This is a genomic window from Streptomyces sp. NPDC051211, assembly GCF_040689505.1.
Classification (GTDB): Bacteria; Actinomycetota; Actinomycetes; order Streptomycetales; family Streptomycetaceae; genus Streptomyces.
Genome location: NZ_JBFBAV010000001.1, coordinates 551,268 through 576,796 on the forward strand (window position 1 = coordinate 551,268; position 25,529 = coordinate 576,796).

Consider the following 25,529-nt stretch of genomic DNA (forward strand, 5'->3'; position numbering starts at 1 on the left):
CACAACTACAGTGCGGCCCTAGAACTGGGTAACCTCAGCTTGACTGAATAAGTTACCGCTTAGTAGCGCCATACTGGACTGTGTCGGCGCTCCGCCTCGCAGGCCCGCTCGAGGAGCCCCTCATGCAACTCGCCGCGATCATCGTGTCGCTGGTCATCACGGTGGTAGCCGTCGCGCTGTTCGGCCGTGCCATCGCGCAGATCTACCGCTTCGTGAAGCTCGGCCAGCCCGTACCCGCGGGCACGCGCACCGGCGACCCGAAGCAGCGCACCATCACGCTGGCCAAGGAGTTCCTCGGCCACACCCGCATGAACCGTTGGGGCGTCGTCGGCGTGGCGCACTGGTTCGTGGCGGTCGGCTTCTTCTCGCTGCTCCTCACGATCGTCAACGCCTTCGGCCAGCTCTTCCAGGCCGACTGGCTGATCCCGATCATCGGCGACTGGCTGCCGTACGAGATCTTCACCGAGTTCCTCGGCCTGATGACGGTCCTCGGCATCCTGACCCTGATCGTGATCCGGCAGCTGAACAGGCCGGGCGGGGCGGGCCGCAAGTCCCGCTTCACGGGCTCCAAGACGGGCCAGGCGTACTTCGTCGAAGCCGTCATCCTGATCGTCGGCGTCTGCATCATGACGCTGCGCGCCCTGGAGGGTGCCCAGCACCACGTGACCGGCTGGGAGCCCGGCTTCTTCGCCTCGTACCCGCTGATCGCCGCCCTCGACGGACTGAGCCTGGGCACGCTCCAGAACCTCACCTACTTCTTCGCGGCGCTCAAGATCGTCACGTCCTTCACCTGGATGATCACGGTCTCGCTCAACACGAACATGGGTGTGGCCTGGCACCGCTTCCTCGGTTTCCCGAACATCTGGTTCAAGCGGAACTCCGACGGCTCCACGGCGCTGGGCGCGCTCCAGCCGATGACCTCCGGCGGCAAGGAGATCGACTTCGAGGACCCGGGCGAGGACGACGTCTTCGGCGTCTCCCAGGTCGAGCAGTTCTCCTGGAAGGGCATCCTCGACTTCTCCACCTGCACCGAGTGCGGCCGCTGCCAGTCCCAGTGCCCCGCCTGGAACACCGGCAAGCCCCTCTCCCCGAAGCTCCTGATCATGTCGCTGCGCGACCACGCGCACGCCAAGGCCCCGTACCTGCTGGCCGGCGGCGGCAAGGACATGGAGGGCAACGAGAAGGCGACGGCCGAGCAGCTGAAGGACGTCCCCGCCTCCGCCCTGGCGGAGGCCGAGCGCCCGCTGATCGGCACGGTCGAGGAGAACGGCGTCATCGACCCGGACGTGCTGTGGTCCTGCACCACCTGCGGTGCGTGCGTGGAGCAGTGCCCGGTCGACATCGAGCACATCGACCACATCGTCGACATGCGCCGCTACCAGGTGATGATCGAGTCCGCGTTCCCGTCCGAGGCGGGCACGATGCTCAAGAACCTGGAGAAGAAGGGCAACCCCTGGGGTCTGGCCAAGAAGCAGCGCGTCGAGTGGACCAAGGAGGTCGACTTCGAGGTCCCGATCGTCGGCAAGGACGTCGAGGACCTCAGCGAGGTCGACTACCTGTACTGGGTCGGCTGCGCCGGCGCCCTGGAGGACCGCGCCAAGAAGACCACCAAGGCCTTCGCGGAGCTGCTGCACATGGCGGGCGTCAAGTTCGCGATCATGGGCGGCGAGGAGAAGTGCACCGGTGACTCGCCGCGCCGCCTCGGCAACGAGCCGCTGTTCCAGCAGCTGGGCCAGGAGAACGTGGCCATGCTGAACATGGCGTTCGGCGAGGACGACGAGGACGAGTCGACGAAGAAGCCGAAGTCGGCGAAGAAGATCGTCTCGACCTGCCCGCACTGCTTCAACACCATCGCGAACGAGTACCCGCAGCTGGGCGGCGAGTACGAGGTCATCCACCACACCCAGCTGCTCCAGCACCTGATCGACGAGGGCAAGCTGATCCCGGTGACCCCGGTCGACGGTCTGGTCACGTACCACGACCCCTGCTACCTGGGCCGCCACAACAAGGTCTACACGCCGCCGCGCGAGATCATGGACAAGGTCCCGGGCCTGCGCCAGCAGGAGATGCACCGCCACAAGGAGCGCGGCTTCTGCTGCGGCGCCGGCGGCGCGCGGATGTGGATGGAGGAGCGGATCGGCAAGCGCATCAACAACGAGCGCGTCGACGAGGCCCTGTCCCTCAACCCGGACATCGTCTCCACCGCCTGCCCGTTCTGCCTGGTCATGCTGACCGACTCGGTCAACGGCAAGAAGAACGACGGCCAGGCGAAGGAGTCGGTGCAGGTCGTGGACGTGGCACAGCTGCTGCTGGAGTCGGTGAAGACCCCGGTGGAGGCGACGGCGGAGGCGGAGCCGGAGCCCGCTCAGTAGCCCCGAGCCACCTACGCATCGCTGATACGCAAAGGACGGCGGGCCCCCTCCGGGAGGGGCGCGCCGTCCTTTTGCGTCTCAGCCGTCTCAGCCGTCTCAGCCCGCCTCAGCCGTTCCGGCCGCGGCGGAGCAGGGCGAAGCCCAGGCCGGCCGCACCGAAGGCCGCCATGCCGCCGCCCGCGGCGAGCAGCAGGGGGCGTCAGCGGCGTGCCCGACGGTCTCGGCACAGACTGCAATGCAACGCAGTAAAGGGCGCAAACAGGTACAGATCCGGCCTGCGGAAATCCCCCCAGGGTTCCCCTAAGGGATGTCACAGGTCAGCCGCAAAGGGGACGTCTTCGGGCCGCCCGTCCCCCGGCGCCCGCCGGACCGGGTACGTTCGATCACGTGGCTGGATTCAGGATCGGACGCGGCCGGGACAACAACCGCGGCCCTCAACAACCCCCGCGGCAACAGCCGTACGGTCAGCAGCAGCGCCCGCAGGCGCCGTACGGCGGACAGCCGTACCCGCAGGCGGCCCCGCCGCCGCAGCAGGCATGGCCGCAGCAGGCCGGGGGGCACGGCGAGCCGGAGTACTTCGACCCGCACGCCCACCCGGGCCCGGGCGGCCCGGCGTACGGCTACCAGCCCGGGCCGGGTCCCGCGCCCGGGGCGTCGTACGCGAACAACCCCGGCCACACCCAGGCCTTCGCCATCGGCGAGGACCCCTACAGCCAGGGCGCGACCTACCACGCCGGCGGGGCGGCGGCGGTGCCGGCCGGGCCGCGGCTGGGCTGGAAGGACCTGCTCCGGGGCATCGTGACGCAGCCCGGCCCGACCTTCCTGCGCATGCGGGACCACGCCGTCTGGGGCCCGGCGCTGATCGTCACGTTCCTCTACGGCCTGCTCGCGGTCTTCGGCCTGGACGAGGCCCGCGAGGACGCGATCAACGCGACCCTCGCCAGCGCCGTACCGATCGTCCTGTCGACCGGCGTGGCCTTCGTCATCTGCGGCCTGATCCTGGGCGGCGTCACGCACACGCTGGCCCGCCAGCTGGGCGGTGACGGGGCCTGGCAGCCGACGGTCGGCCTGTCGATGCTCGTCATGTCGCTGACGGACGCGCCGCGCCTGCTCTTCGCGGTGTTCCTGGGCGGCGACCACACCCTGGTCCAGGTCCTGGGCTGGGTGACCTGGCTGGCAGCCGGCTTCCTCTTCACCACCCTGATCGCCAAGTCGCACGACCTGCCCTGGCTGAAGGCGCTGGGCGCGTCGGCGATCCAGCTGGTCGCCCTGCTGTCGATCATCAAGCTCGGCACGTTCTGACACAAAAGAGGGGGGCGGCCGCGGATTTCCCGCAGCCGCCCCCTTCCTCATGCCCTTGTGCCGGTCAGGCGTCGAGGACCTGACCCTCCCGCTGCACCACGGGAGGCTCGACCGACCAGGGGAAATTGATCCACTCGTCGGTCTTCTTCCACACGTACTCGCACTTCACGAGCGAGTGCGACTTCTCGTAGATGACGGCGGAGCGGACCTCCGCGACGGTTCCCAGGCAGAAGTCGTGGACCAGCTTGAGCGTCTTCCCGGTGTCGGCGACATCGTCGGCGATGAGCACCTTCTTGTCGGAGAAGTCGATCGCGTCCGGGACCGGCGCCAGCATGACCGGCATTTCCAGGGTGGTGCCCACGCCGGTGTAGAACTCCACGTTCACCAGGTGGATGTTCTTGCAGTCGAGGGCATAGGCCAGCCCGCCGGCCACGAAAACGCCGCCGCGGGCGATGCTCAGGATGATGTCGGGCTCGTAGCCGTCGTCGGCGATGGTCTGCGCGAGCTCCCGCACCGCCCGGCCGAAGCCCTCGTAGTCGAGGTTCTCGCGTACTACGTCACTCATGCCGGTCGCCTACCTGGGTCCGGTGGAAGTTCTGGAAGGACCGCGAGGCGGTCGGGCCGCGCTGGCCCTGGTACCTCGAGCCGTACTTCTCGCTCCCGTACGGGAACTCCGCGGGCGAGCTGAGCCGGAACATGCAGAGCTGCCCGATCTTCATACCGGGCCACAGCTTGATCGGGAGCGTCGCGAGATTCGACAGCTCGAGGGTCACGTGCCCGGAGAATCCCGGGTCGATGAAACCGGCCGTGGAATGCGTGACCAGCCCCAGGCGACCGAGACTCGACTTCCCCTCCAGTCTGGAGGCAATGTCCTCGGGCAGCGAGATGACCTCGTACGTCGAGGCGAGCACGAACTCCCCGGGGTGGAGGATGAACGCCTCGTCCCCTTCCGGCTCGACCATCCTGGTCAGATCCGGCTGCTCGATGGCTGGGTCGATATGTGCGTAACGGTGGTTCTCGAACACCCGGAAGAACCGGTCGAGGCGCACGTCGATGCTGGAGGGCTGCACCATCGATTCGTCGAACGGGTCGATGCGCACCCGTCCGCTGTCGATCTCGGCCCGGATGTCCTTGTCTGAGAGAAGCACGTCCCGAGGATACGCAGAGCGCGCGGGCCACCCCCAATCGAGAGCCGCCGCGCGCGCCTGCGCGCCCTGCTCTACCGCCCTACCGCTTCAGCGCCCCGACGGGCACGGCATGCCGCAGCCGCGCGCACCGGGGACACCGGATGAGCCGCCCGGGCCCGATCCGGCCGGCACCGAGCTGCTGCAGCGGGAACGTAGCGGTGCTGAAAACATGCCCTTCGGCACAACGGACGACGGTGTGCTCCATCGAGTCCCTTTCCCCATCAAGCCCTACTGCGACGAATCGCCACATTAGGGGATGATCGGGACCCACTCCAGCCGCCGCTCCGACCCCAACGGTACGCCCCAACTCCCGCCCCCACGCCCGCTCCTGCGACCCGGACAACACAACGACCCCGCGACGCGTTCGCCGGGGGCCGAGCATGGGGTAAAGTGTGCAACGCTGCGGGACCAGCCAAAGGGCCCGCCGTGCGGATGTAGTTTAATGGTAGAACATGAGCTTCCCAAGCTTATAGCGCGGGTTCGATTCCCGTCATCCGCTCGTGAACGAAGCCCCAGGTCAGCGACCTGGGGCTTCGTCGTTGCCTAGACCTCTCCGGCCCTTCCGCGCCCTCCGCGTGCCCCAACTCGCAGAAACACCCTGCTCGGATGGCCTTCCGTGCACCACCTGCACCACTCGGACACGGAATCGCCTCGGATCGCGAGACGCATTTCATGTGACCCGCGCCACACAGGCGTCCAGATTCGCCCGTTCGCAACCCTGAAGGCAGCCCTCAACCACACCGCCCGCACGGCCAAGTTGGCGACCGCGCGACGCTCCCCCTGCACCTCCGAATGCCGCCGACGGCACTGCCCATCGAAGCGCAGGCAGGCTCGCCCCGATTCGACAGATGATCACGAGTGGTGACAAGTAGGTGACGCGTTGTCAGTGGCGAGTGCTTTCATGGATCCGGTGCGCAGGGAGGCGCATCGCGACTGGTGGGGGGATACAGCTGTGCCCTGGATCAATGACTACTTCCGAGCAGACGGCACTCGGGTCAAAGGCCACGTCCGGCTCCCTGCCGGGGCTCGGCGGGAGACGGCGACGCTCGGCCTGATCGTCGCCGGAGTGATCGTCTTCGGGAACGGAACAACATCTGCGGGGGCCGGAGCAGGCTCGGGTCAGGAGTTACCCAGGCCGCAGTCGACGGTGGTCTACCCGATCAAGTGGCCGGCGTGGGAAAACCGCCCAGCGCCCCAGCCCATACCGACGGTCTCCTATCCGATCGTCTTCCCCAGCACGGTGAGCGGCAGGTGAGCCCCCGCCCACCCGCGAAGAGGCGCAGGCGCACCAGCACGGCGCGGCGCCGGAAGACCACCGGCTCGGAGGAGCTGTGGCTCATCGGCCTGGCCGGCCTCGTGGCCCTCAGCCTCATCGTGGCGGTGATGTCGTGGCTTGCCGCCCACCCCTGGGTCCTGGTGCTCGGCCTCCTCGCAGCCGGTGCCGCGGGCGCGCTGTGGCTGCGCCGGCGCCAGGAGGCCGCCCGATGGGACCGGGTCCGGGCCCAGGGCCTGCGCTACGCCGTCGAACACCTCGACAGTCTCCACCACAACGACTTCGAGTTCGCCGTACGGGACCTCATGCACCGCGACGGCTGCGCCGACGCCCAGAAGGTCGGCGGACGCGGCGACAACGGCGCGGACGTCAAAGCCACCGACCCCTACGGCCGCCGCTGGATCATCCAGTGCAAGCACCGCAAGGCCGGCTGGTCCGGTTCCGCGGTCGGCACCCCGGACCTCCAGGTCCTCAACGGCACCGGCCGCCAGATACACGGCGGCGACGTCCTCGTGATGCTCACCAACGGCCGCTTCTCCGGACCTGCCCTCGACTTCGCCAAGTCCCAGCGCCTCCACCTCGTCGACCGCCACCTCCTCGCCCAGTGGGCCAGCGGCTCGCGCCCCCTGTGGGAACTGCTCCGCGCCGTCCCACCGCCCCGAAACAAGAGCTCGGGATATCCGGCTGCGCAACATCGATCAGACAGAGGAACATCGTCTCCCTATGAATGAGATCCGAGTCGAGGCCGTCTACCAAGCATCAAGCGAGCTGACGGTCGGCCGTATGTGCGACATCGATATCACCCTGGCATCTCAGCCGCTCACGACCACGGTGGGCGCATTCGATGTTGTACTCGCGTTCCCGAAGTTCGAAGGACGACTCCCTGCCGAGGGCTACCACGGATGGTTGGGGGACGAGGACGCGCCCGTGGCGCTATGTCCGACGCACTTCACGGCACACACCGTGTTCACGCTTCCTCCCGCCCTTGATGAGCCCATCGTCCAGGCAGAGCTGAAGGCTGCCATCGCAGCCATCAGATTCGCCGCTGCACGCCTGTCTGACGCTCTGCGGGTCGAACAACCGAGCGTGGGCATGGTTGGTCATATACCGAAGGTGCTCTCCCTCACGGCAACAAACATCACCCAGGGCCTCCCGCTGACAGTGCCTGAACCCCTCAACCCCGGATATCCCATTGTCCGAGGGCTGCCTGTCCTCACCGCCGACATCGCGATGAGCGCACTGCGCGACGGGCTGCCGCCTGCACGTGCGCTGCTCTCGCAGGCGAGATACCTCACGCAGTCGACCAACAGCCCCCAGCCAGGGACTGCGATTCTGCTGGCCGCAGTGGCGGCCGAGACCTACGCCAAGGAGTCGCTCAAGTCCCGTCGTCCTCCAGGGTCCACACCCAGCGTGCGGTCACTCCAACAGACGCACGGCGCCGCTGTCGCTCTCTATGGTCCGATTGCAGAAGTGGTGATCGGGCGATCCCTCGAGAAAGACGATCCGGCTCTCTGGTCAGGCCTCGGAGAGCTCTTCAAGGCTCGGAACAAAATGGCGCATCAGTTGACGACGCCCACACATCCTGATGCGAGGCAATTGGTCATCGCTGCAATGAGGGCCATGGACTGGCTCGGCTAGGCACCCGCTACTGGCTCATCAAGGCAGGCAGAACGCTCGTCACCAGACTCATTCGGTGCTGCAAGGCCGATGCAGCCTTGCAGCACCGAATGAAGACGGGGTGATGCCCTATGTGTGGTGGTGACGCCCGCCTGGCAGACCGCAACGGCCGCCCTGCCCAACCATGTCAGACCACCTTCGTTGAATTGGTCTTGCCAACCCCGAAGCCTCTCTGGCGAGCAGCTCGCACCCGCGCATCGATGCCTCCGGCGACCTCCTGCTGACGTTCGTCGTCGGAGTGCTGGTAGATCATCGCGGCCTTCTCCGAGGACTGGCCGGCGCGGACCATCGTGTCCTTGAGAGTCGCGCCGGACTGGGTGGAGAGGGTGTGGCCGGTGTGGCGCAGGTCGTAGAAGCGGAAGTCCTTCGGCAGGCCGGCCTTCGCTCGTGCCTTGGCCCATTTGCGGCCGAAGGTCGTGCGGCGGAACGGCGCTCCCTTCTCCCCTACGAACAGCAGCCCCTCGGGCTCTTTCTCCGCGAACCAGTCCAGGTGCCGCTTGACCTCCATATAGAGGAAGGCCGGCAGGTGGATGGTGCGGACGCCCGCCGCCGACTTGGTGTCCCCCTCGACGCGGCGGCCGGTATTCAGTTCCGGGGCCGCCTCCGTGATCCGCACCGCGAGGGGGTCCAGGGTGACCGAGGTCCGGCGCAGGGCTGCCTGCTCCTCCGGGCGCATCGGACCGTAGGCGCAGAAGTAGACCATCAGCCGCCAGCGCGGGCCCATGGCCTCGGCGAGGGCGTCGACCTGGGCGACGGTTGCGGTCGGGCGCTCCTTGGCCTGTTCGCTTCCCGCGCCCCTGATGCGGCACGGGTTGCGGCGGATCAGCTCGTCGTCGGCCGCCGTCTCCATGATGGCCCTCAGCAGCCGGTAGCACTTGGCGACCGTCGTGGCGCCAGTGGCGGTGAGGCGTTCTGCCCGCCAGGTGCGCACGGTGGGCGGGGTGATCTCGTCCAGGTCGAGGTCACCGAAGCCGGGGAGGACGTGGATGCGCAGGAGCCGGCGGTACAGCTCGTCCGTGGTGGCGGCGAGCCCGCGCTCGTCGACCCACCGCAGCGCGTACTCCTCGAAGTTGACCTTGCCCACGTCGGGGTCGGTCCAGTGGTTGCGCTGGATGTCCGCCTTGGTGAGGGTGAGCCAGTCCTGCGCGTCGGTCTTCGTCGCGAAGGTCTCCGGGGCCGTGCGCCGACTGCCGTCGGGCGCCCAGTAGCGCGCCTGCCAACGGCCGGACGGGAGCTGGCGGGTGGTACCGAATTCGCGCCGCCGCTGCGGCTTGCGGGCCGCCATCAGGCCGCCTTCCCGAATCGGGAACGGGCGTCGCGGAGGGTGGGGACGGTGCTCGCGTCGATGTACGCGGACAGGACGCTGTCGGCGATGCGGACGTGCTTGCCGAACTTGGCGTAGCCGATACGGCGTTCCTGGATAAGGCGCCGGATGAAGCGCACGCCGGTGCCGAGGCGTTCGGCGGCCTGCTCCACGGTGAGGAAGGTGTCGGGGGTGGTCACCTCCTTCGCGGTACGCGGGCGCTGGGTCGAGGTGTGGGGTATCGCCTGGTGGCGCAAGCAGTGCTCCGGTTTCTGGCCGGGCTGGGCGGGGGCGGCAACCCCCTGAGCCGGCCGGTGTGTCGTTCAGGGATGGGATGGGCGGTACTACGGCTGCGAACTGGGGGTTTGCGGGCCCAGGGCAGCAGGGTGGGAGGGGTGCGGCTACGTGCCGGGAGGTGGCCCGTACCGCTCCGTGTTGATCTTCACCATCTCGGCGGCGATGGCATTGGAGACCATCGCGTCGGCCTCGGTGCGGATCTCCGGGTGGTCGGCCAGGTACGCGGAGAGCTCGTCCCGAGCCTGAGTGGCTTCGGAGCTGGCGCGCGCGGAGGCCCGATAGGTGGCCACCACGTTGTCGATGAGCTCCATGGCGCGGCCCATGGCCGCCAGGCTCGGCGGCCCGACGAAGTTGCTGAGCGGGACGCCGAAGATCTCGGCGAAGCCGATGGCCTCGTCGAGGTTGATCCGGCGCTTGCGGTTCTCGATGCGCCAGACCGCGGACGGGTTCATGTCGAAGCCCGCTTCGTTGAGCAGGTCGGACAGCGCGGTGGTGCTCCAACCGCGCTTCTCCCGCTCCAGCTTGATCCGCACGGCGGCGTTCTCCTCGCCGCTGAGCAGCACCCCCTCGGGGGCATCGCTCTCTTCCTGCGGCATCACCCCTCCCTTCTGTCGCTGTGTCGGCCACGGTTTTGCGGCATGCCAAAACCATACATCATCCTCTGCGATTCGCATAGATCTCTGCCAACCGCATAGTGTGTGGTACAGTTGGATCACCCCCAGAAGACCGCAGCGATCCCCTGGAGCCCGCGACCCCGTACCCAGACATGCAAAAAGCCCCCCGGTGGTCCAACACCGAGGGGCCCAAAGCGCAAACCTCACGCCGCCCATCCCTGAACGACTGACCTGCGAGGCCGGGATTGCCGTCCCATGTGGCCCGCACGTAGAGGAGCTTCTTGTCCAGTATGGACGACCCCCTGCCGAACCCGCCACACCTCGCCGCGACGGACATGACCACGGTGCCGCCGTACGACTCGGACGCGGAGGCCGCCGTCCTCGGCGCCTGCATGTTCAGCGCCGACATCGTCGACGCGGTCCGCAACCTCCTTGAAGGGCCGGACTTCTACCGCCCCGCGCACGAGACGGTGTGGCGGGCGATCCTGGCCCTGCGCAGCGAGGACAAGCCGACCGACCCGATCGTGCTCGGCGACCGGCTGCGTGAGCAGGGCGACCTGGAACGCGTTGGCGGTGTGGCCTACATCCACCGGCTCGCTGACGCCACTCCCGCGGTCAGCGGTGCGGTCCACTACGCCGGCATCGTGCGGAGGAAGGCGGACCTGCGGCGCCTGCGCGCCTCCGGCATGCGCACCGTGCAGCGGACCATGGAGCCGGGCGCCGACCCGGACTCGATCCGCAGCGAGGTCGCGGCCGAGGTCCGCGCCGAGGGCGAACGCGCCCTGGCGTCAGGTCAGGGGCGGCTGTCCCGGTTCATCACCGACGGGTGGAGCTTCGTCACCGAATCCGGTGCCGATACCGAGCCGCTGTGGGGCACGCGCGAGCAGACCGCCTGGTCCTCTGGGGAGAGCTTGATGATCGTCGGCGCCCCCGGCGTCGGCAAGACGACTCTCGCGCACCAAGTGGTCTTCGCGCGCCTGGGCCTGGCCGACAGCGTCCTGGACATGCCGGTCGCCCCGGGCAAGCGGGTGCTGTACCTGGCACTGGACCGGTACAAGCAGATCGCCCGCGCCCTGGCCCGCCGCATCCAGCCCGAGCACGAGTCGCGGCTGCGCGACGGACTGGCTGTCTGGCAGGGCCCGCTGCCCGCGACGTTCGACAAGGAGCCCGACCTCCTGCTCGACCTCGCCAAGGCGCATGGGGCGGACACGATCGTGATCGACAGCCTGAAGGACGCGGTGAGCACCCTGGTCGACGACGCCCTCGGCGTCGCCTACAACAACGCCCGCCAGCGGGCCATGCGCGACGGGGTCGAGGTCCTCGAACTGCACCATCAGCGCAAGGCCGGCGAGGGCACTCCGCGCGCCCAGAAGCCCACCCTGGACCGGGTCTACGGCTCCACCCACGTCGTCTCTGGCGCGGGCAGCGTCCTGTACGTGGGCGGAGAGGCCGGCGACCTCGCCGTCACGCTCCACCACCTCAAGACCCCCACCGGGGAGATAGGCCCGCTCCAGGTCATCCACGACCACGAGCGCGGCACCACCAGGGTCGACCCCGCGCTGGATCCCGTCGAGATCCTCCGGGGACGCCCCAATGGACTGACCGTCCGCGAACTCGCCCTCATCCAGAGCGGCGAGAACAACCCCGACCGCGCCGCCACCGAGAAGGCCCGCCGCACCCTGGACCGCCTCGTCAAGACCGGACTCGCGGTCAAGGCCGAAGGCGCCGCAGGCGGCAGCGGAGGCGGCCAGCAGGCCCGCTATCGCGCCTCCGTCAGGCACATCGGCGCCGTCTCCTAGCCCTGCGGTCGGGGCCTGCGAACCGTGCACGGGGGCGTACACGTGCCCTCGGGGCACGCCCCCGCCCACACGGTCTCGCCGACGTACACGCTTCACACAAAACCGCTGGTCAGACGATCACGCACCCGTACACGCCGTACACGTGCCAGAGCGTTCACGCGCGAGCCCCCCTTTAGAAGGGGGCTCGCGTGTACGCCCCCTCCGTGAACGCCGTGAACGACCCCATCCCAACCACCCATGGAGCACTCCCGCTTGACCACCGCCACCCTCCCCACCACCACGCACCAGGCGACCGGCTGGGACCGCGCCGCCGTACTCGCCCTCGGCGCAGCCGGATGCGCCCTCTCCTACGACGCCCTCCAGCAGATGGCCGTCGCCATCCACGTGCGCGGGCTGCTGACGTACCTCTTCCCGCTCGTCATAGACGGTTTCATCGCCTACGGCGTCCGCGCGCTGCTCGTCCTCCACGAAGCGCCCTTCCGCGCCCGCCTCTACGTGTGGACGCTCTTCGGCACCGCGACCACCGCGAGCATCTGGGCCAACTCCCTCCACGCCATCCGCCTCAACCAGCAGACCGGCAACGACAGCGGCCTACGCCTCGGAGACACCACGGTCGGCATCCTCTCCACGATCGCCCCGCTCGCCCTCGCCGGCGCGGTCCATCTCCACATCCTCATCACGCGCAGGGCCCGGAGGGAGGAACCTGCCGAGTCCGGCGCGGGGCTGCCGGCGTACACGACCCGGCCGGAGGCATCGGCCCCACCCGCACCGGAGGCAGTCCCGCCGAGCACCGCGCCGCAGGCAAGCACCGGGGACCAGGGAGGTGCTCCTCCCGTGCACGAACCCGCCGGCCGGACTCCCTCCCGCCGAGTCGGCCGCCCGGCTTCCGCCGAGGTGGACCAGCTGATCGCCATCGGCAGGCAGGTCGACGGGAAGCGGACGCGCGAAACCGTCGCCGCAGCCATCCGGGCCGACGGCCATACCGTCAGCGACAAGCGCCTCACCCAGGTCATGGCCGCCCTCAAGGCAGAGCCGCTGTTCGACCCCGCGCAATACGAGATCACTGAGTGAGCGGTAATCCCCGCAGGTCAGCGCAGTACCGGAGAGCCGTGGTCGCCTCTTGCGCCAGCCGCGACCAGGGCCGGACCAGGCCGTAGGCCCGAGTTCTGGCGGGTACCGCGCAACCGGCGGTACCCGCCCCAGGGCCCTGAGGACAGCCACCGCCGGACATCCGCGCGCCTGTACTCCGGCACCCACCGGCCCCACCTCGCACACCCAAGCGCCGCCCCGATCCACACGGAACACCACGCAGAGGAGCAGCACATGCACGACCAGAGCGCCCCCACCCCCACTGACCAACAGAGGACCCCTTCCCCAGCCGACAGCGCAGCAAGTTGGAGGTTCGGACACTCCCCCGTCGGGGGTGCGTCCGAACCGGAGCCCGCCCCGGGGGTGGCGGGTCCCGTCCCGCGCCAGGGGGCACGGGACGGGGAGGCTGCGGCCGAGGGCGGACCGGAGCCTGGCAAGCACCGGGGCAAGCCCCGTACCCGCGCCGCCGAGCAGCGATCTCCGGTCAGCGTCCGCCTCAGCGAAGCAGAGCGCGCACTCGCCAAGGCCGGCGCCAAGGCCGTCGGCATGAGCGAGGCCGGCTTCATCGCCCACAGCACGCTGGCCGCTGCCCGCGACCTGAACCGGACCGCTGCCGTCATCGCCACCGAGCAGGACGTCCTCATCGCCCTGTTCCGGCTGCGCCGCGAGGTCGCCTTCGTCGGCAACAACCTCAACCAGGTGGCCAAGGCCCTGAACAGCGGCACCGCCCCCGAAGAGCTCGACGACACCATCGCCGCCGTCCTACGCGCCGCCCAGGACATCCACCGCGTCACCAGCCACATGACCAACCCCGAAGGAGCCCAGACCGTTTGATCCCCTCCATCCATCCGCAGGGCAGGAGCACCGCCGGCCTGCTCGCCTACCTCTACGGTTCCGGCCGAAGCGAGGAACACATCGACCCGCACCTGGTCGCCTCTTTCGACGGCCTCGCCCCTGACCCCGGCCGCGACCCCGGCACCACCGAGGCGGACCTCCAACAGCTTCTCGACGAACCCCTCCACCTCCTCCCCGAGGACACCCGCCCCGACAAGCACGTCTGGCACGCCTCCGTCCGCAGCGCCCCCGGCGACCGCACCCTCACCGAGGCCGAGTGGGCAGACATCGCCCGCCGCGTCATCGCCGCCACCGGCATCGACCCCGGCGACGGCGCGGGATGCCGCTGGGCGGCCATCCGCCACGCCGACGACCACATCCACCTCATCGCCACCCTCGTACGCGAAGACGGCCGCAAGCCCGACCACCACCGCTCCGGCAAACGCGCCCAGAACGAATGCCGCCGCATCGAGGCCGACTACGGCCTGCATCTCGTGGCGCCCGGCGACGGCACCGCCGCCAAGCGCCCCACCAGCGCCGAACAGCACAAGGCCAAGCGCCGTGGCCGGGACCGTACCGCCCGCGAGGAACTACGCGAGACCGTCCGCCGAGCCGCCGCCGGCACCGCCTCGGAGGCGGAGTTCTTCGACGGCCTCGCCGCCGCCGGACTCCTCATCAAGCGCCGGACCGCCCCCTCCGGCGACACCCTCGGTTACACCGTCGCCCTGCCCGAGGACCGCAACAAGGACGGAGCACCGGTCCACTACTCGGGGTCGAAGCTTGCGCCCGACCTCTCCCTGCCCCGCCTCCGCGAACGCTGGACGGGCTCGCCGACCCGGCCCACCGCAGCTCAGACGAGTACTCCGGCGTCCGCCCGTCGGCACGCCACCGGAGCCGTCTGGCAGGCCGTCCTCCTCATCGATCGCGGCGACGACGGGACTGTGGCCGCCCAGCTCGCCGCCGCCGGCGAAGTCCTCGACGCCTTGGCGAAGACCTCGGCCGTCCACACCCGCCACCAGCTGCGAGAAGCGGCAACGGCGTTCGAGCGGGTAGGGCGCTCCCACATACGCGCCGGACGCGGCCAAGACCGCGCCCTGCGCCAGGCCGCCCGCGACCTGGTCCACAGCGGTCCAGCCCTCGGCCGAGGGGAAGACTGCGCCACCACCGCGATGCTGATCGACATGACGTTCTTCCTCGCCACGGCAGCCTCCGCCTGGCACGCGAAGAAGGGCCACGCCCAGCAGGCAGTCGCCGCCCTCCAGGCCGCGGAGCACCTCCGTGCCGCCTACCAAGCGGCTGCAGCCCAGCCCATGGCCGTGCTCCAGCAGCGCGGACGACGCATGTCCCGGTCCCTGGAGCACCAGCATGTGGCGGCCCTGCGCCACGCGATCCCTGACCTGGCCGAGCAGGTCCTGGCGGAGCCCGGCTGGCCGGCCCTGGCCGCCACCCTCACCGACGCCCAGGCCGCCGGCCACAACCCCTCCGATCTGCTCACCGCAGCCACCGGGAGCAGGGAGTTGGGCAGCGCGACCTCGATCAGCGACGTCCTCGTATGGCGGCTCCGCCGCCTCGCGCAGCTACCCGCCGATCCCGAGGCCGCACGCCTCCGGACCGTCCGCGCTCGCAGCGTCCCGGCAACCCCGATCACCATGCAAATGGCTCCCGCTGACGGCGCCCACCGACGCTGAGACAGCCGATCGCGGACGCCCCATATCCGATGATCCGGGATTACCGAATTCCGGGATTCTCCGGAGCATTGAAGGCATCCCCACCGGGCAGCGGCACTCGCCCTGCCCGGTGAAAGCGCGGCGCAACATAGCCGACGATCCCCGGTCAGCCAAACCGGGGATTCTCCAGACACTTAAAACATCGCCCTTCCGCACACTTCCGAGGAGTACTCGCATGCCCGAAACCGCAATCCGACCCCACGTCGTCGCCCTCCTCTGCGACTCGAACTTCCGATACCGACGCGACACCAGGACCTGGTCCCACATAGACGGGCGCCCCTTCACCAAGGAGGAGCAGGCCACCGCCCTCGACGCCACCCGCTACGAGTTCGAGGAGTTCGCGGCCCAGCACACCCGCTACATGGAATACAAGCGGACCCTGGAGGAAGCCCCGCAAACCCTCCAGCGGTTCCTCGCCCCGTTCATGGAGCAGCTGACCACGAAGAACCTCGGCAATGCCGTCGAGCTCATGACCGAAGACGAAAGGACCGAACTCGATCGGCTGCTTGGCCTCATGATCGAGCGCCCCCGCTCCTTCGCCCCGTACATCTTCTGACCAATGCCACCGGGGCCAACACATCTCAGCGTTGGCCCCGGTGGCATGTCCGCATGTCGTACGGCTAAGCCACGACCCCGGCCCCGAGCGTGCCGGCGCCGATAGCGCCCCGTAGGACGTGGGTGATCTCCTCGGGCTTGAGGTCGATACCGTCCAGCCCCTCCACGGTCAGCGGGATCTCCTCCAGCGCGTACTCGCCGCGTCCCTCGGCGCTGAACTCGGGGCCGGTGCGGTCCTCGAAGGACCACGTCGCGACGCGGGCGAGGTAGAAGAACTGACGCTCGTCGTCGGACTCCATCGTGTGCAAGAGGCGGACGATGTCGGCCTTCCCCGCGATCTCCTCGTGGACCTCCCGATGGAGGGCGGCCTCCCGGGACTCGTCGCTGGCCTCGACCCCACCGCCGGGCAGCACCCAGTACTCCGGGACGCCGGGCTTGGTACGGCGGATGACCAGCATTGTGTCGTCCGCGGTGATGAGGGCGGCTCGGACTCGTTCGATCATGTCGGTCTGTCTCCTTGCTTGTTGACGGTCTCCGTGCAGCAGGCTGCCACCATCGACGTGGACGGACTACCCAGTGATGAACGACATTCAGCGACGCCGGGGGCACGAGACAGAGCTCGCCCGGCGATGGACCCCTGAGGTCGAACACGCCGAACACAGAAGCAGTTGTGCAAAAAGTTCGACATCAACTAAAGTCAGGGCCGCACTGGAATGCTTCGATGCGTAGTCCGACCCTAGGAGTCGTCCGCATGAGTGTGCCTCCGTCGCCGTGGGCGACCGACGTGTTCGGCGATCAGGCCGCAGCTGTACGCCTCGGCGTCGGACAGGGCCTTCGTAACATGCAGGCCAACGCACAGGCCGCACAGGAACAAGGCGCAGCCCGCACCACTCGCGCCTACGGCACCAGCCGGTACGAGAACCAGTACGAGCGGCTCCAGGACGAACTCAAGGACCTGCCGGGCGCCCGTGCGGTCCAGCCCTTCGGGTTCCCCTACGAGCTGATGCTCATCGGCAACGGACTGCTCTACCCGTTCCGGTACGCCAAGACCAAGTCCGACGTACGCAGCGCGCACATCCCCAACGAGACGCGACTGGTGAAGGAACTCTTCACCTTCGCGCCGACGCCGAAGCACACCCAAGACCCGTTCGACCTCGACTTCGGGGCGGCCGTCACAGTCGCTGAACCGCGTGGCGCCCTGGCCACGATCCCGCCGGACACCCAGCTGATCCTGGTGCCCTTCGCCTGCAACGCCTCCGAACTGCTGGAGGCGTACTGGGGCATCGCCGCTCTCGGGGTCAACCGGCAGCTGGAGTGGACCACCGACCCCGAGGCGCTCCACCTGCCGCAGGCGGTCACCTCGTACACGTCGCGGCCGATCATCATCCCGGGCCAGATCACGGCGCACACCAGCTTCGCCGACGGAACCGAACCCACCCTTACGCTGTCCTCTCGTACCGCCTCGGATCGGGCCCTGCACCTGCCCGCTCAGACCGAGGCAGAACCCGTCGAGGACCAGACCAGCGAAGACGATGCGACTCACTAAGCAAGACCTGATTCCCGGTACGGAAGAACGAGGCGCCACGCCGCGTGCCATCTCCGACGGCTTCGATCCCACCCGGCTGACTCAAGCCCGCCGGTTGGCGGAGATGACGAAGAAGGACGTGGCGACGCAGCTCGGAGTGACGCCTGCCGCGGTGGGTCAGTACGAGACGGGGGTCTCCAAGCCACGGCCTGACCTGATTCCCCGTCTCGCGGAGATCCTCGGAGTCCCGGTGACGTTCTTCCTGCTGGGAAGGCCGGCCAACCGGCTCGACGCCTCCATGGCGCACTTCCGAAGCCTGCGCAGTACGCCGAAGTCCCAGCGAGAGCGCGCTCTCGCCTTCGCCGAGCAGGTCTGGGAGCTCACCTACGCGCTGGAACAGCGGATCCAGTTGCCCCTCGTGGATCTGCCCGGCTTCGCCGGCGGGGAGGTCCACCCTGGCGAGGAGCTGTCCACCGATCCCGCGTCCGCCGCCCGCGAGCTCCGCAAGCGCTGGGGTCTCGGCGACGGCCCTGTCACACACCTGGTGAGGCGGATGGAGTCGCACGGCATCGTGGTGGTGATGCCGCCTGCCAGTGATCCTTCCGCTGCGAGCGTGGACGCCTTCTCCACCCGGGCCGCGCGACCGCTCGTCGTTCTGACCGCTAACCGGGCGGACGACATCTACCGCCACCGGTTCACCGCCGCCCACGAATTGGGCCACCTCGTCCTTCACGGCGACGCCACCGGTGACAGCCGCCAGGAGAAGGAGGCCGATGCCTTCGCGGCCGAGTTCCTGACGCCTCAGTCCAGCATCCTGCCCCTGTTGCCCAGGCGGATGGATATCGCTCGGCTGGCTGAGCTGCGAGGTGTCTGGGGGGTCTCCCTCCAGTCGCTCGTCTACCGATGCCGTGAGCTGGGACTGATTTCCGACGCCACCGCCAGCAGGACGTACCAGCGCCTGCGCGCGCTCGATGGCCAGCCCGGCTTCACGCCGGAATCGGTCTCGAACTTCTCCGGCGAGCAGCCCTCGCTGCTCGGTCAGGCCTTCGACCTGGCGTCCAAGGAAACGAATCTCTCGGTGTCCGAGCTGGCGCATGAACTGGCCTGGACGAACAAGCGGGTTCGAGATCTCCTCGGCGTCCAGGAGCAACGGCCCGTCCTCCACCTCGTTCAGTAGCCCGAAGCCTCCGAGCATCGGCACGGTTCTCCCAGACTGCGCCGCGCTTCAAGGACGTTCGACGTCGGCATGGATTGCTGGGGCCAGGAGTTCGAGCGCCTCCAGCCAGGGGAAGCGGTCGGCGCCTCCGCCGGACTTGGGAGGGTGGGGCTGGTAGCTGCTGACCAGGACGCCCATCTCGCGGAGCTCGGCCAGGCTTCTCAGGTACGCCCGGTGGGCGGCGAGGGCGCTGTTCACGTACGGAAGGACCACGGTCGGGACTCCCATGCCGGTGGCCTCGCACAGGATGCCGAGGGCGAGGTTGTCCGCGAAACCGGCTGCCCACTTGTTGACCGTGTTGAAGGTGGCCGGTGCGACGGCGATGGCGTCGGCCGGCGGGAACGGCCTTGCCTCGCCGGGTGAGCGCCACGCCGAGCGGATCGGGTACCCGGTCTGGGCCTCGACAGCCGCAGCGTCCAGGAAGCCGAGCCCCTGAGGTGTGGCGACCACACCCACGTCCCAGCCCCGCTCCTGTGCGGCACTGATCAGTCTGCCGACATCGTCAGCCACCCCGGCCGCGCACACGACGACGTACAGGAAGGGCTTGCGCTGCGGCTCGGTCACGCGGGTACTCCCAGTCGGCGGCTGAAGTGGTGGAGCTCTGGCAGCGTACGACGGCGGTCCCGGGCGGCCATGTCGGCGACCAGTTCGCGGACGGCAGGACGGCGCACGTCCTGGGCGGCGCAGGTCTCGGCGATCCGCAGGGCCTGATAGCCGTCGGCGAGACGGCCCTGCTGGGCGTAGGCCCGGGCGGTCTCGATCCAGAGGGCGGCTCGGCGCTCGGGTACCGGGATATGGCGGCGCATGAGCGGGCGCGCCGCGTCGAGGGCGATACCGGCGTCACCGAAGGACACGGCGGCGCTGATCTGGTGCAGCGTGACGTTGGTCGGGCTGAAGTTGGCCCAGACGTCCGGCTGGTCCAGAGCGACGTACTGCGCGACCTCTTTCGCTTCGGCGACGAACTCGCTGGTCGCGGCTCGGTCGCCGGCGCGGCTCGCGGCCGTGACTCCGCGAAGCAGGAGCAGGCCGAGGACGGCGAGATGGTGCGGAGAGCGGCGGTCGTACGAGCCGGTGAGCTGGGAAGCGGTGTGCTGGATCAGCGTGACCGCCTGGCGAGCGTGCTGCTCACGCACCAGGACGTGCGCCTGGAGCCGAACGCTGGCGGCGAGGACGAGCGGGTCACCGAAGCGCTCCGCTTCGGCCATGGCCCGGCCGACGGCGAGCCACGCCGTGCCCGCGTCTCCCCGCTTGAGGAAGAGGCTGGCCGAGGTCTGGTAGGCGGTGGCCAGGAAGCGGGACACCTCCTCCGGCTGCCGAGAGCTGCGGGCCGCTTGGCGCAGATCCGTGATCAGGCCGGGAAGCGTTCGCTCCAGCTCCGCGTAGTCGCATGTGGTCAGCAGCCGCCGCACGTTCATGGCTCGCTGCCGAAGCTGTTCCGCGGAGGGTGACTCGGTCGTCGAAGCCGGCAGTGCGCCGGGAAGCAGAGCCTGGACCAGGGCCGGATGCGCTGCCGCGGGTACGGGGGTAGCGAGCATGGTGACACTGGCGGCAAGCAGGGTACGGCGGCGCAGCATGTCCTCGGTCTCCGGATCGTCGGGCTCGGCTTCCAGGGCGGTCTCCGCCAGCCCGAGGTGGGCCGGCGGGATCCGCAGGACGCGGGCGACTTCACGGAGGACTCGGATGTCCTCGGTTCCGCGCCCGCCCTCCAGGCGGCTGATCTTCGATTGGTGGTACCCGAGATCGGCGGCCACGTCCGCCTGTGAGCGGCCCCGTAAGACCCGCGCTTGGCGGAGCAGCTCACCGATTCGGTGTGCCTCGCCCTGTGTGTCGGCCATCTGCGCCACGGCCCCTTCTGCCGAGACCGATCCTGCCTGCTCAACCGAGCCTAACGGCAGGGAACTTGCCCGCCATGCACAACGTGCATAAGCGATGCAGCGCCCGCACAGGACATCGCGGAGCCCGTCCCCGAACCGGTTGCCTGGTGGAACCGCACCCCTCCAGGAGGAGTTGACCGTGGCACTCACCCAAGCCTCTGCATCGAACCCCGAGGTGATCGCCGTACGCCCGGGGAGCCCTCTGTCCGGCTCCGTCACCGTCGACGGTTCCAAGAACGCCGCCCTGCCCATGCTGGCCGCCGCGGCGACCGTGCGACGGACGGTCCAGCTGGACAACGTCCCGGCCAGCGCCGACGTCCAGTCCATGCTGGCACTGCTCCAAGGGGCCGGCTGGCATGTCGCCCAGGCCGTCGGACAGCAGGGCAGCCTCCTGGTCATGGGACCGGAGACCGCACCCACTGCTCCCGATCTGGGCCGTGCCGCGGGCATCCGGGCCTCCTACTACCTGGTGCCCGCCCTCCTCGCCCTACAGGGCAGCGCCCGGCTGCCCTGGCCCGGTGGCTGCCGGATCGGGGAGCGCGGGATGGAGCTGCACTTCAAGGTGTACGAGGCGTTCGGTGACCGGGTGACCGTCCAGGACGCCGGTTACATCGTCGAGGCGGGGGAACGGTGCACCGGCGTGGTCTCCCTCGCGCTGCCCTTCCGGTCGCGCGGCGCGACGATCGCCGCCGTTCTCCGTGCGGTCGTCGCCGGCCGGGCCTTGCGCCTGGGTCTGCCGAACCTGTCGCCGGAAGTCCTCGCCGTGTTGGACGCCCTGGGGTCGGCGGGTTGGGAGGCCCGGGTCAGTGAGCAGGTCCTCGACCTCAGGATGTCGGTGGTCCCCGCCGAGATCCCCACCTGGCGCGTGCCGGGCGACAAGATCGAGGCAGGGACCCTGGCCTGTGCCGTGGCCGCCACCGGGGGCAACGCGCGGATCGAGGGCATCCGCGGGCGCGACCTCGTGCCGTTGCAGGCTGCCCTCCAGCGTCTGGGCATCCCCACATCGGTCCGAGGGGAGGCTCTCCTCGTTGACGGCGGAAACGCCCGGCCGACAGGTCAGCCCTTGCGGGCCATCGCCACTTTGTCGCCGGGCGGCCTGGACGCGGACTTCGAGCCCCCGCTGATGGCCCTCGCCCTGAGCCAGCCCGGCACGCACCTGTTCGCCGACTCGATCAACCCCGGCCGACACGGCAACCTGCTTCCTCAGCTGGCCAGGCTCGGCGCCGAGATCGAGGAGATCTCGCCCACCGAGTGCCGGCTGACCGGGCCGCAGCGCCTGACCGGGGCCGGGGTCGAGGCCACGGACATCCGCACCGGATCCGCCCTGATGGTCGCCGCTCTGACCGCCCGCGGGATCACCACCCTCGGCGGCGTCGACCAGCTCCGCCGAGGCCACGCCGACCTGCCCGGCAAGCTCCTCCACCTCGGCGCCGACATCTGCGAGGTCACCCCATGACCGCGAGCCGTTCGGTGCGCCAGATCATGGCCACCACCGACGTCCACTCCGCCCTCGGCGCGGGCGACCTGCTGCTCGGCCACCTTCACCAGTCGCGAGCGGACAATCTCCTGGTCGACTGCGGTGATTTCTTCGAGGGCACCGGCTACTACCGGCTTGGCCAGGGTGCCCTGGAACGGGAGATCTTGCTCGGCCTGTACGACGTCATCGCGCCGGGGAACCACGGCTGGCCACACTACTTCGAGCCGGTGCTCCAGCGCCGGACCGTGTGCGCGAACACGGTCGACACTGCGAGCGGCAACTCCCTCTTCCGGCGCCTGCGCGTCGTGGAGGTCGCAGGTCGGCGTACGGCCGTCACCGGTGTGATCGGTCTCCAGGTGTTCGACTCGATCCCCGTCGGCCAGAGGTCTGGGCACCGGGCGACCGACCCGGTGCAAGCGCTGCGCGAACTGATGCTCGCGCACCACCACGAGGTCGACTCCTGGGTGCTCCTCAGTCACTCCGGATTCGAGGAAGACCTCAAGCTCGCCGAAGCCTGCCCCTTCCTGGACGTGATCTTCGCGGGCCACTGCCACAGCCGGCACACGGGCCCTGCCCGCGTCGGCAACACCGTCGTCCTCAAGGGCCGTGAGCTCGCCGTCGGCTACGCCATCGCGGAGCCCAGTCCCGTCGGCTGGGTCGGACGTACCGCTCTGTTCCCGGACTCCGTCGAGGCCGTAGCACCGGACCTGCCGCTCGAGCTGGCCTCCTTGCGGGACCGAATGGCCACGGTCGAAGCCCAGCTGGCAGAACCCCTCGGACGGATCGCGAATCCATACCGGAACCACCAGCTCGACCGCCGGGCCCTCCTTCAAGACGTCGCCGACCGGCTCCACAGCGGACTGGGTAGGGAGGCGGTCATCCTGAACGAGACCACCGTTCGCACGACGCTGCTGGGCGAGATCCTGACCACGGGCGACCTGCTGGCCATCGAGCCGTTCGCGAACACCCTGGTCGAGGCCCGCGTCGCGCAGGCCCACCGCCACGATCCCGAGGCCCTCGTCGCCCACCTCGCCGAACGGGTCGGCCCACTCGTCACCTCGCCCAACCCCCTTCCGTCCGGGCTGACGAGCGTGCTGACCACCGACTACCTGGCCGACAGCTGCCTCGACGGCCGCACCCACCCCGCCGGCCTCGGTCTCGGCTCGGCGATTCGGAGCACGCTGACAGACGGAGACGACCAATGATCCTGACGGGCCCCGAGATCACCTCCGCGTCACAGGACGGGCGGTTGCGCATCGATCCGTTCCTGCCCTCCCAGGTCAACCCGAACAGCTACAACGTCCGCCTCGGACCGGTCCTTCTCACCTACGCGGAGGAGGTCCTGGACTCCCATCGCCCCAACCCCACGCGCCGCATCCAGATCGGTGACGACGGGTACACGCTGCAGCCCGGCGAGCTGTACCTGGGGCACACCCAGGAGGAGGTGGGCTCCGACTGCTTCGTCCCGCTGCTGTTCGGCCGTTCCTCCGTGGGCCGCCTCGGCCTCTTCGTCGAGATCACCGCACCGATCGGGGACATCGGTTTCCACGGGCAGTGGACGCTGATGCTCACCCCGACCCGCCCCGTCCGTGTCTACGCCGGGATGAAGATCGGGCAGATCATGTTCTTCGTCTCCGAAGGCGCGGTGGACCTGTACGCGGGCAAGTACCAGGCGGCCTCCGGTCCCCAGTCCTCCGCCTACTGGCGCGACCTCGACGCGTCGGAGGCGGCGTCGTGATCCTGACCGGACCGGCCATCGCCGCCGCCCACGCAGCGGGCCACCTCGCCATCGACCCGTACGACCCGAGGCGCCTCTCCCCCAACGCGTACGACTGGCGGCTGGGAAGCACCCTCCGCGTCTGCGAGGGAGACCTCGACGCCGCCGCTCCCACCGCCTTCCGCGAACTCGCCCTCCCCGACGACGGATACGTACTGGAGCCTGGCCACCTCTACCTCGGCCACACCCTGGAGCGCACAGGCTCCGAGACCTATGCCCAGCTCCTCAACGGCGACCGGACCACGGGATCCCTCGGCATCTGGGTCCACGTATCGGCGCCGCTCGGGCACCAGGGCCACGCGATCCGCTGGACCCTGGAAATCCGAGCCACCCGGCCCGTACGCGTCCGGCCCGGCATGACCTTCGGCAAGCTCGTTTTCCTCCGCACCCACGGCTCCCCGGCCAGCTACCAGCAACACGGTCTCAAGTACCGATCCAGCGAAGGCATCGAGACGTCGCGCCTCTACGAGGAGAACCCCGGAGGCCGTCGATGAACGCCCTCGTCGCCACCGCCCTCGACCTGCCGTACCCCAGCCCCGGCGGCAGCGTCGAACTCTTCCTCGACCTCTACACCGGCGCACAACCCGCCATCCCCGCCCGTGCCTTCATGCTCGCTCCCGACGGTCCCCGACCCCGCACGCCCGCCGGCCTCGAGCTCCTCCACGCTCCGGGCAAGTCCATCAGCGGCCCCGCCTTCAGCCGCTACATCACGAACCTGCGCCACGCCATGACGACCGCCATCGACCCGCATCAGATCGGCATCCTGCACCTGCACCACCTCGCCTTCGGCGCCACCCCCGCTCTCCTGCGGGCGCTGCCCGCCCACCCGCGGATCGCATTCGTCCACGGAACCGACCTGCTGTACGCCGAGAACCACAGCACCCAGCTACGCGTCCTGCGCGAGGCCGCCTCCGAGGCCGACGCGATCGTCGTCCCCACCGGTGCAATGGCCGACCGCCTGCTCAAGCTCACTCCCAAGACGGACAGGCGCAAGATCGAGAAAATCCCTTGGGGCATCCCCGACCACCTCCTGACCAGCCCACCACCCCGCCCCGCGCGGCGCCCCGCCAGCCATCTGCGAGTGCTCTTCGCCGGGCGCCTCAGCTCCGAGAAGGGGCTCGAACCCCTCCTGCAAGCCATCTCGGCCACACCCTCGGTCGAGCTGAGCATCGCCGCCCCGCGCGCCCAGTTCCACGACCTCACGCCGGTCATCCGCCAGCATGGCGTCCACGTCCGGTACCTCGGCTGGTTCCGCCGGCAACAGCTCTGGAAGGTCTTCGCCGACCACGACGTCCTTGCCGTGCCCTCCACCACCCTGGAGGCCATGGGGCTCGTCGCGCTCGAAGCCCAGGCCTGCGGACTCCCTGTCCTCTACCAACCCGTCCCCGGACTCAGCGAAGCCCTCTCCGGCAGCGGCCTGGCAACCGACTTCACCAACGCCACCACCGCAGCCCACGATCTCCACCGCCTGCGCACGACCCCCGGCCTGCTGGAGATGCTCCGGGCATCCGGCCGCACCAACGCCGCCCGCTTCCCCCTCAGCACCACCGTCGCAGCCATCTCCGACCTCGGCCGACGGCTCGCCTGACCCCGCCTGTGGCGCAGCAGGCACTGCCCCGATCGCGTCACTA

The 25,529-nt window shown here is 69.3% G+C and carries 24 protein-coding genes and 1 tRNA gene; 17 read left to right on the forward strand and 8 right to left on the reverse strand.

The window, feature by feature from the left end; translation table 11 throughout:
• Positions 1 to 122: 122 nt before the first annotated feature.
• Complete coding sequence (locus AB0447_RS02640; RefSeq protein WP_366474582.1) at positions 123 to 2,372, forward strand: (Fe-S)-binding protein; 2,250 nt, start codon at positions 123 to 125, stop codon at positions 2,370 to 2,372.
• 387 nt (positions 2,373 to 2,759) lie between these two features.
• Entirely contained in the window at positions 2,760 to 3,674 is a 915-nt protein-coding gene (locus AB0447_RS02645) for a Yip1 family protein (protein WP_366474583.1), read from the forward strand.
• Positions 3,675 to 3,738: 64 nt separating this feature from the next.
• Here the strand turns inward: AB0447_RS02645 and AB0447_RS02650 are convergent, their stop codons facing one another.
• Together AB0447_RS02650 and dcd (AB0447_RS02655) are read right to left on the reverse strand one after the other, a co-directional pair.
• A complete protein-coding gene (locus AB0447_RS02650; protein ID WP_366474584.1) occupies positions 3,739 to 4,239 on the reverse strand; it encodes a phosphoribosyltransferase in 501 nt (166 codons plus the stop codon).
• A complete protein-coding gene (dcd, locus tag AB0447_RS02655) occupies positions 4,232 to 4,822 on the reverse strand; it encodes a dCTP deaminase (protein ID WP_366474585.1) in 591 nt (196 codons plus the stop codon). The genes AB0447_RS02650 and dcd (AB0447_RS02655) overlap by 8 nt, the downstream gene beginning before the upstream one ends.
• Before the next feature lie 467 nt (positions 4,823 to 5,289).
• Here dcd (AB0447_RS02655) and AB0447_RS02660 point away from each other — a divergent pair.
• From AB0447_RS02660 to AB0447_RS02670, 3 genes are all read left to right on the forward strand, one after another.
• Positions 5,290 to 5,360: transfer RNA gene (locus tag AB0447_RS02660), tRNA-Gly, on the forward strand.
• Between the two features lie 752 nt (positions 5,361 to 6,112).
• The gene (locus AB0447_RS02665; protein WP_366474586.1) at positions 6,113 to 6,865 is read left to right on the forward strand and encodes a restriction endonuclease; all 753 of its coding nucleotides are present in this window, start codon (positions 6,113 to 6,115) and stop codon (positions 6,863 to 6,865) included.
• Positions 6,858 to 7,772 carry a hypothetical protein gene (locus AB0447_RS02670; protein ID WP_366474587.1) on the forward strand — a complete coding sequence of 305 codons (915 nt, stop codon included), beginning with the start codon at positions 6,858 to 6,860 and terminating at the stop codon, positions 7,770 to 7,772. The genes AB0447_RS02665 and AB0447_RS02670 overlap by 8 nt, the downstream gene beginning before the upstream one ends.
• Before the next feature lie 166 nt (positions 7,773 to 7,938).
• Here AB0447_RS02670 and AB0447_RS02675 read toward each other — a convergent pair whose 3' ends face one another.
• From AB0447_RS02675 to AB0447_RS02685, 3 genes are all read right to left on the reverse strand, one after another.
• The gene (locus tag AB0447_RS02675; protein WP_366474588.1) at positions 7,939 to 9,096 is read right to left on the reverse strand and encodes a tyrosine-type recombinase/integrase; all 1,158 of its coding nucleotides are present in this window, start codon (positions 9,094 to 9,096) and stop codon (positions 7,939 to 7,941) included.
• The gene (locus AB0447_RS02680; protein WP_037793234.1) at positions 9,096 to 9,314 is read right to left on the reverse strand and encodes an excisionase family DNA-binding protein; all 219 of its coding nucleotides are present in this window, start codon (positions 9,312 to 9,314) and stop codon (positions 9,096 to 9,098) included. Before AB0447_RS02680 ends, AB0447_RS02675 begins: the two co-directional genes overlap by 1 nt.
• Before the next feature lie 201 nt (positions 9,315 to 9,515).
• On the reverse strand, positions 9,516 to 10,007 hold the full coding sequence (locus tag AB0447_RS02685; RefSeq protein ID WP_366474589.1) for a helix-turn-helix transcriptional regulator: 492 nt from the start codon (positions 10,005 to 10,007) through the stop codon (positions 9,516 to 9,518).
• Between the two features lie 308 nt (positions 10,008 to 10,315).
• Between AB0447_RS02685 and AB0447_RS02690 the strand changes: the two genes are divergently transcribed.
• The 5 genes from AB0447_RS02690 (at position 10,316) to AB0447_RS02710 (ending at position 16,030) form a co-directional block, all read left to right on the forward strand.
• Positions 10,316 to 11,824: a DnaB-like helicase N-terminal domain-containing protein gene (locus AB0447_RS02690; RefSeq protein ID WP_366474590.1), complete on the forward strand. Its 1,509-nt coding sequence runs from the start codon at positions 10,316 to 10,318 to the stop codon at positions 11,822 to 11,824.
• A gap of 237 nt (positions 11,825 to 12,061) precedes the next feature.
• The gene (locus tag AB0447_RS02695) at positions 12,062 to 12,895 is read left to right on the forward strand and encodes a DUF2637 domain-containing protein (RefSeq protein ID WP_366474591.1); all 834 of its coding nucleotides are present in this window, start codon (positions 12,062 to 12,064) and stop codon (positions 12,893 to 12,895) included.
• Between the two features lie 381 nt (positions 12,896 to 13,276).
• Complete coding sequence (gene mobC, locus AB0447_RS02700) at positions 13,277 to 13,747, forward strand: plasmid mobilization relaxosome protein MobC (RefSeq protein ID WP_366474592.1); 471 nt, start codon at positions 13,277 to 13,279, stop codon at positions 13,745 to 13,747.
• Positions 13,744 to 15,435 carry a relaxase/mobilization nuclease domain-containing protein gene (locus AB0447_RS02705; protein WP_366474594.1) on the forward strand — a complete coding sequence of 564 codons (1,692 nt, stop codon included), beginning with the start codon at positions 13,744 to 13,746 and terminating at the stop codon, positions 15,433 to 15,435. Before mobC ends, AB0447_RS02705 begins: the two co-directional genes overlap by 4 nt.
• A gap of 214 nt (positions 15,436 to 15,649) precedes the next feature.
• A complete protein-coding gene (locus tag AB0447_RS02710) occupies positions 15,650 to 16,030 on the forward strand; it encodes a hypothetical protein (RefSeq protein ID WP_366474595.1) in 381 nt (126 codons plus the stop codon).
• 64 nt (positions 16,031 to 16,094) lie between these two features.
• Here AB0447_RS02710 and AB0447_RS02715 read toward each other — a convergent pair whose 3' ends face one another.
• Positions 16,095 to 16,532 (reverse strand): NUDIX domain-containing protein, encoded by a 438-nt coding sequence (locus tag AB0447_RS02715; protein WP_366474596.1) that lies wholly within the window; start codon positions 16,530 to 16,532, stop codon positions 16,095 to 16,097.
• Between the two features lie 248 nt (positions 16,533 to 16,780).
• Between AB0447_RS02715 and AB0447_RS02720 the strand changes: the two genes are divergently transcribed.
• Entirely contained in the window at positions 16,781 to 17,575 is a 795-nt protein-coding gene (locus AB0447_RS02720) for a hypothetical protein (protein WP_366474597.1), read from the forward strand.
• Positions 17,562 to 18,731 (forward strand): XRE family transcriptional regulator, encoded by a 1,170-nt coding sequence (locus AB0447_RS02725; protein ID WP_008741438.1) that lies wholly within the window; start codon positions 17,562 to 17,564, stop codon positions 18,729 to 18,731. Before AB0447_RS02720 ends, AB0447_RS02725 begins: the two co-directional genes overlap by 14 nt.
• 48 nt (positions 18,732 to 18,779) lie before the next feature.
• Here the strand turns inward: AB0447_RS02725 and AB0447_RS02730 are convergent, their stop codons facing one another.
• Together AB0447_RS02730 and AB0447_RS02735 are read right to left on the reverse strand one after the other, a co-directional pair.
• Complete coding sequence (locus tag AB0447_RS02730; protein WP_366474598.1) at positions 18,780 to 19,334, reverse strand: flavoprotein; 555 nt, start codon at positions 19,332 to 19,334, stop codon at positions 18,780 to 18,782.
• On the reverse strand, positions 19,331 to 20,605 hold the full coding sequence (locus tag AB0447_RS02735) for a helix-turn-helix domain-containing protein (RefSeq protein WP_366474599.1): 1,275 nt from the start codon (positions 20,603 to 20,605) through the stop codon (positions 19,331 to 19,333). Before AB0447_RS02735 ends, AB0447_RS02730 begins: the two co-directional genes overlap by 4 nt.
• A gap of 214 nt (positions 20,606 to 20,819) precedes the next feature.
• On the opposite strand from AB0447_RS02735, the gene AB0447_RS02740 reads away from it, so the two are divergent.
• From AB0447_RS02740 to AB0447_RS02760, 5 genes are read left to right on the forward strand one after another with little or no spacing between them, the layout of a single operon-like run.
• Complete coding sequence (locus tag AB0447_RS02740) at positions 20,820 to 22,100, forward strand: UDP-N-acetylglucosamine 1-carboxyvinyltransferase (RefSeq protein ID WP_366474677.1); 1,281 nt, start codon at positions 20,820 to 20,822, stop codon at positions 22,098 to 22,100.
• The gene (locus AB0447_RS02745; protein ID WP_366474600.1) at positions 22,097 to 23,326 is read left to right on the forward strand and encodes a metallophosphoesterase; all 1,230 of its coding nucleotides are present in this window, start codon (positions 22,097 to 22,099) and stop codon (positions 23,324 to 23,326) included. The genes AB0447_RS02740 and AB0447_RS02745 overlap by 4 nt, the downstream gene beginning before the upstream one ends.
• Positions 23,323 to 23,859, forward strand: coding sequence for a dCTP deaminase (dcd, locus tag AB0447_RS02750; RefSeq protein WP_366474601.1), 537 nt, complete (start codon positions 23,323 to 23,325; stop codon positions 23,857 to 23,859). The genes AB0447_RS02745 and dcd (AB0447_RS02750) overlap by 4 nt, the downstream gene beginning before the upstream one ends.
• Complete coding sequence (locus AB0447_RS02755; RefSeq protein WP_365595527.1) at positions 23,856 to 24,392, forward strand: deoxycytidine triphosphate deaminase; 537 nt, start codon at positions 23,856 to 23,858, stop codon at positions 24,390 to 24,392. Before dcd (AB0447_RS02750) ends, AB0447_RS02755 begins: the two co-directional genes overlap by 4 nt.
• A complete protein-coding gene (locus AB0447_RS02760) occupies positions 24,389 to 25,486 on the forward strand; it encodes a glycosyltransferase family 4 protein (RefSeq protein WP_366474602.1) in 1,098 nt (365 codons plus the stop codon). The genes AB0447_RS02755 and AB0447_RS02760 overlap by 4 nt, the downstream gene beginning before the upstream one ends.
• Positions 25,487 to 25,529: the final 43 nt, after the last annotated feature.

Bases quoted from the DNA above. Each gene is read 5' to 3' on its own strand.
- AB0447_RS02650 (WP_366474584.1), bottom strand. From the start codon at position 4,239: ATGAGTGACGTAGTACGCGAGAACCTCGACTACGAGGGCTTCGGCCGG.
- AB0447_RS02695 (WP_366474591.1), top strand. From the start codon at position 12,062: ATGGAGCACTCCCGCTTGACCACCGCCACCCTCCCCACCACCACGCAC.
- AB0447_RS02710 (WP_366474595.1), top strand. From the start codon at position 15,650: ATGCCCGAAACCGCAATCCGACCCCACGTCGTCGCCCTCCTCTGCGAC.
- AB0447_RS02690 (WP_366474590.1), top strand. From the start codon at position 10,316: ATGGACGACCCCCTGCCGAACCCGCCACACCTCGCCGCGACGGACATG.
- AB0447_RS02675 (WP_366474588.1), bottom strand. From the start codon at position 9,096: ATGGCGGCCCGCAAGCCGCAGCGGCGGCGCGAATTCGGTACCACCCGC.
- AB0447_RS02715 (WP_366474596.1), bottom strand. From the start codon at position 16,532: ATGATCGAACGAGTCCGAGCCGCCCTCATCACCGCGGACGACACAATG.
- AB0447_RS02735 (WP_366474599.1), bottom strand. From the start codon at position 20,605: ATGGCCGACACACAGGGCGAGGCACACCGAATCGGTGAGCTGCTCCGC.
- dcd (WP_366474601.1), top strand. From the start codon at position 23,323: ATGATCCTGACGGGCCCCGAGATCACCTCCGCGTCACAGGACGGGCGG.
- AB0447_RS02685 (WP_366474589.1), bottom strand. From the start codon at position 10,007: ATGCCGCAGGAAGAGAGCGATGCCCCCGAGGGGGTGCTGCTCAGCGGC.
- AB0447_RS02640 (WP_366474582.1), top strand. From the start codon at position 123: ATGCAACTCGCCGCGATCATCGTGTCGCTGGTCATCACGGTGGTAGCC.
- AB0447_RS02725 (WP_008741438.1), top strand. From the start codon at position 17,562: ATGCGACTCACTAAGCAAGACCTGATTCCCGGTACGGAAGAACGAGGC.
- AB0447_RS02745 (WP_366474600.1), top strand. From the start codon at position 22,097: ATGACCGCGAGCCGTTCGGTGCGCCAGATCATGGCCACCACCGACGTC.
- AB0447_RS02760 (WP_366474602.1), top strand. From the start codon at position 24,389: ATGAACGCCCTCGTCGCCACCGCCCTCGACCTGCCGTACCCCAGCCCC.
- AB0447_RS02720 (WP_366474597.1), top strand. From the start codon at position 16,781: ATGAGTGTGCCTCCGTCGCCGTGGGCGACCGACGTGTTCGGCGATCAG.
- AB0447_RS02670 (WP_366474587.1), top strand. From the start codon at position 6,858: ATGAATGAGATCCGAGTCGAGGCCGTCTACCAAGCATCAAGCGAGCTG.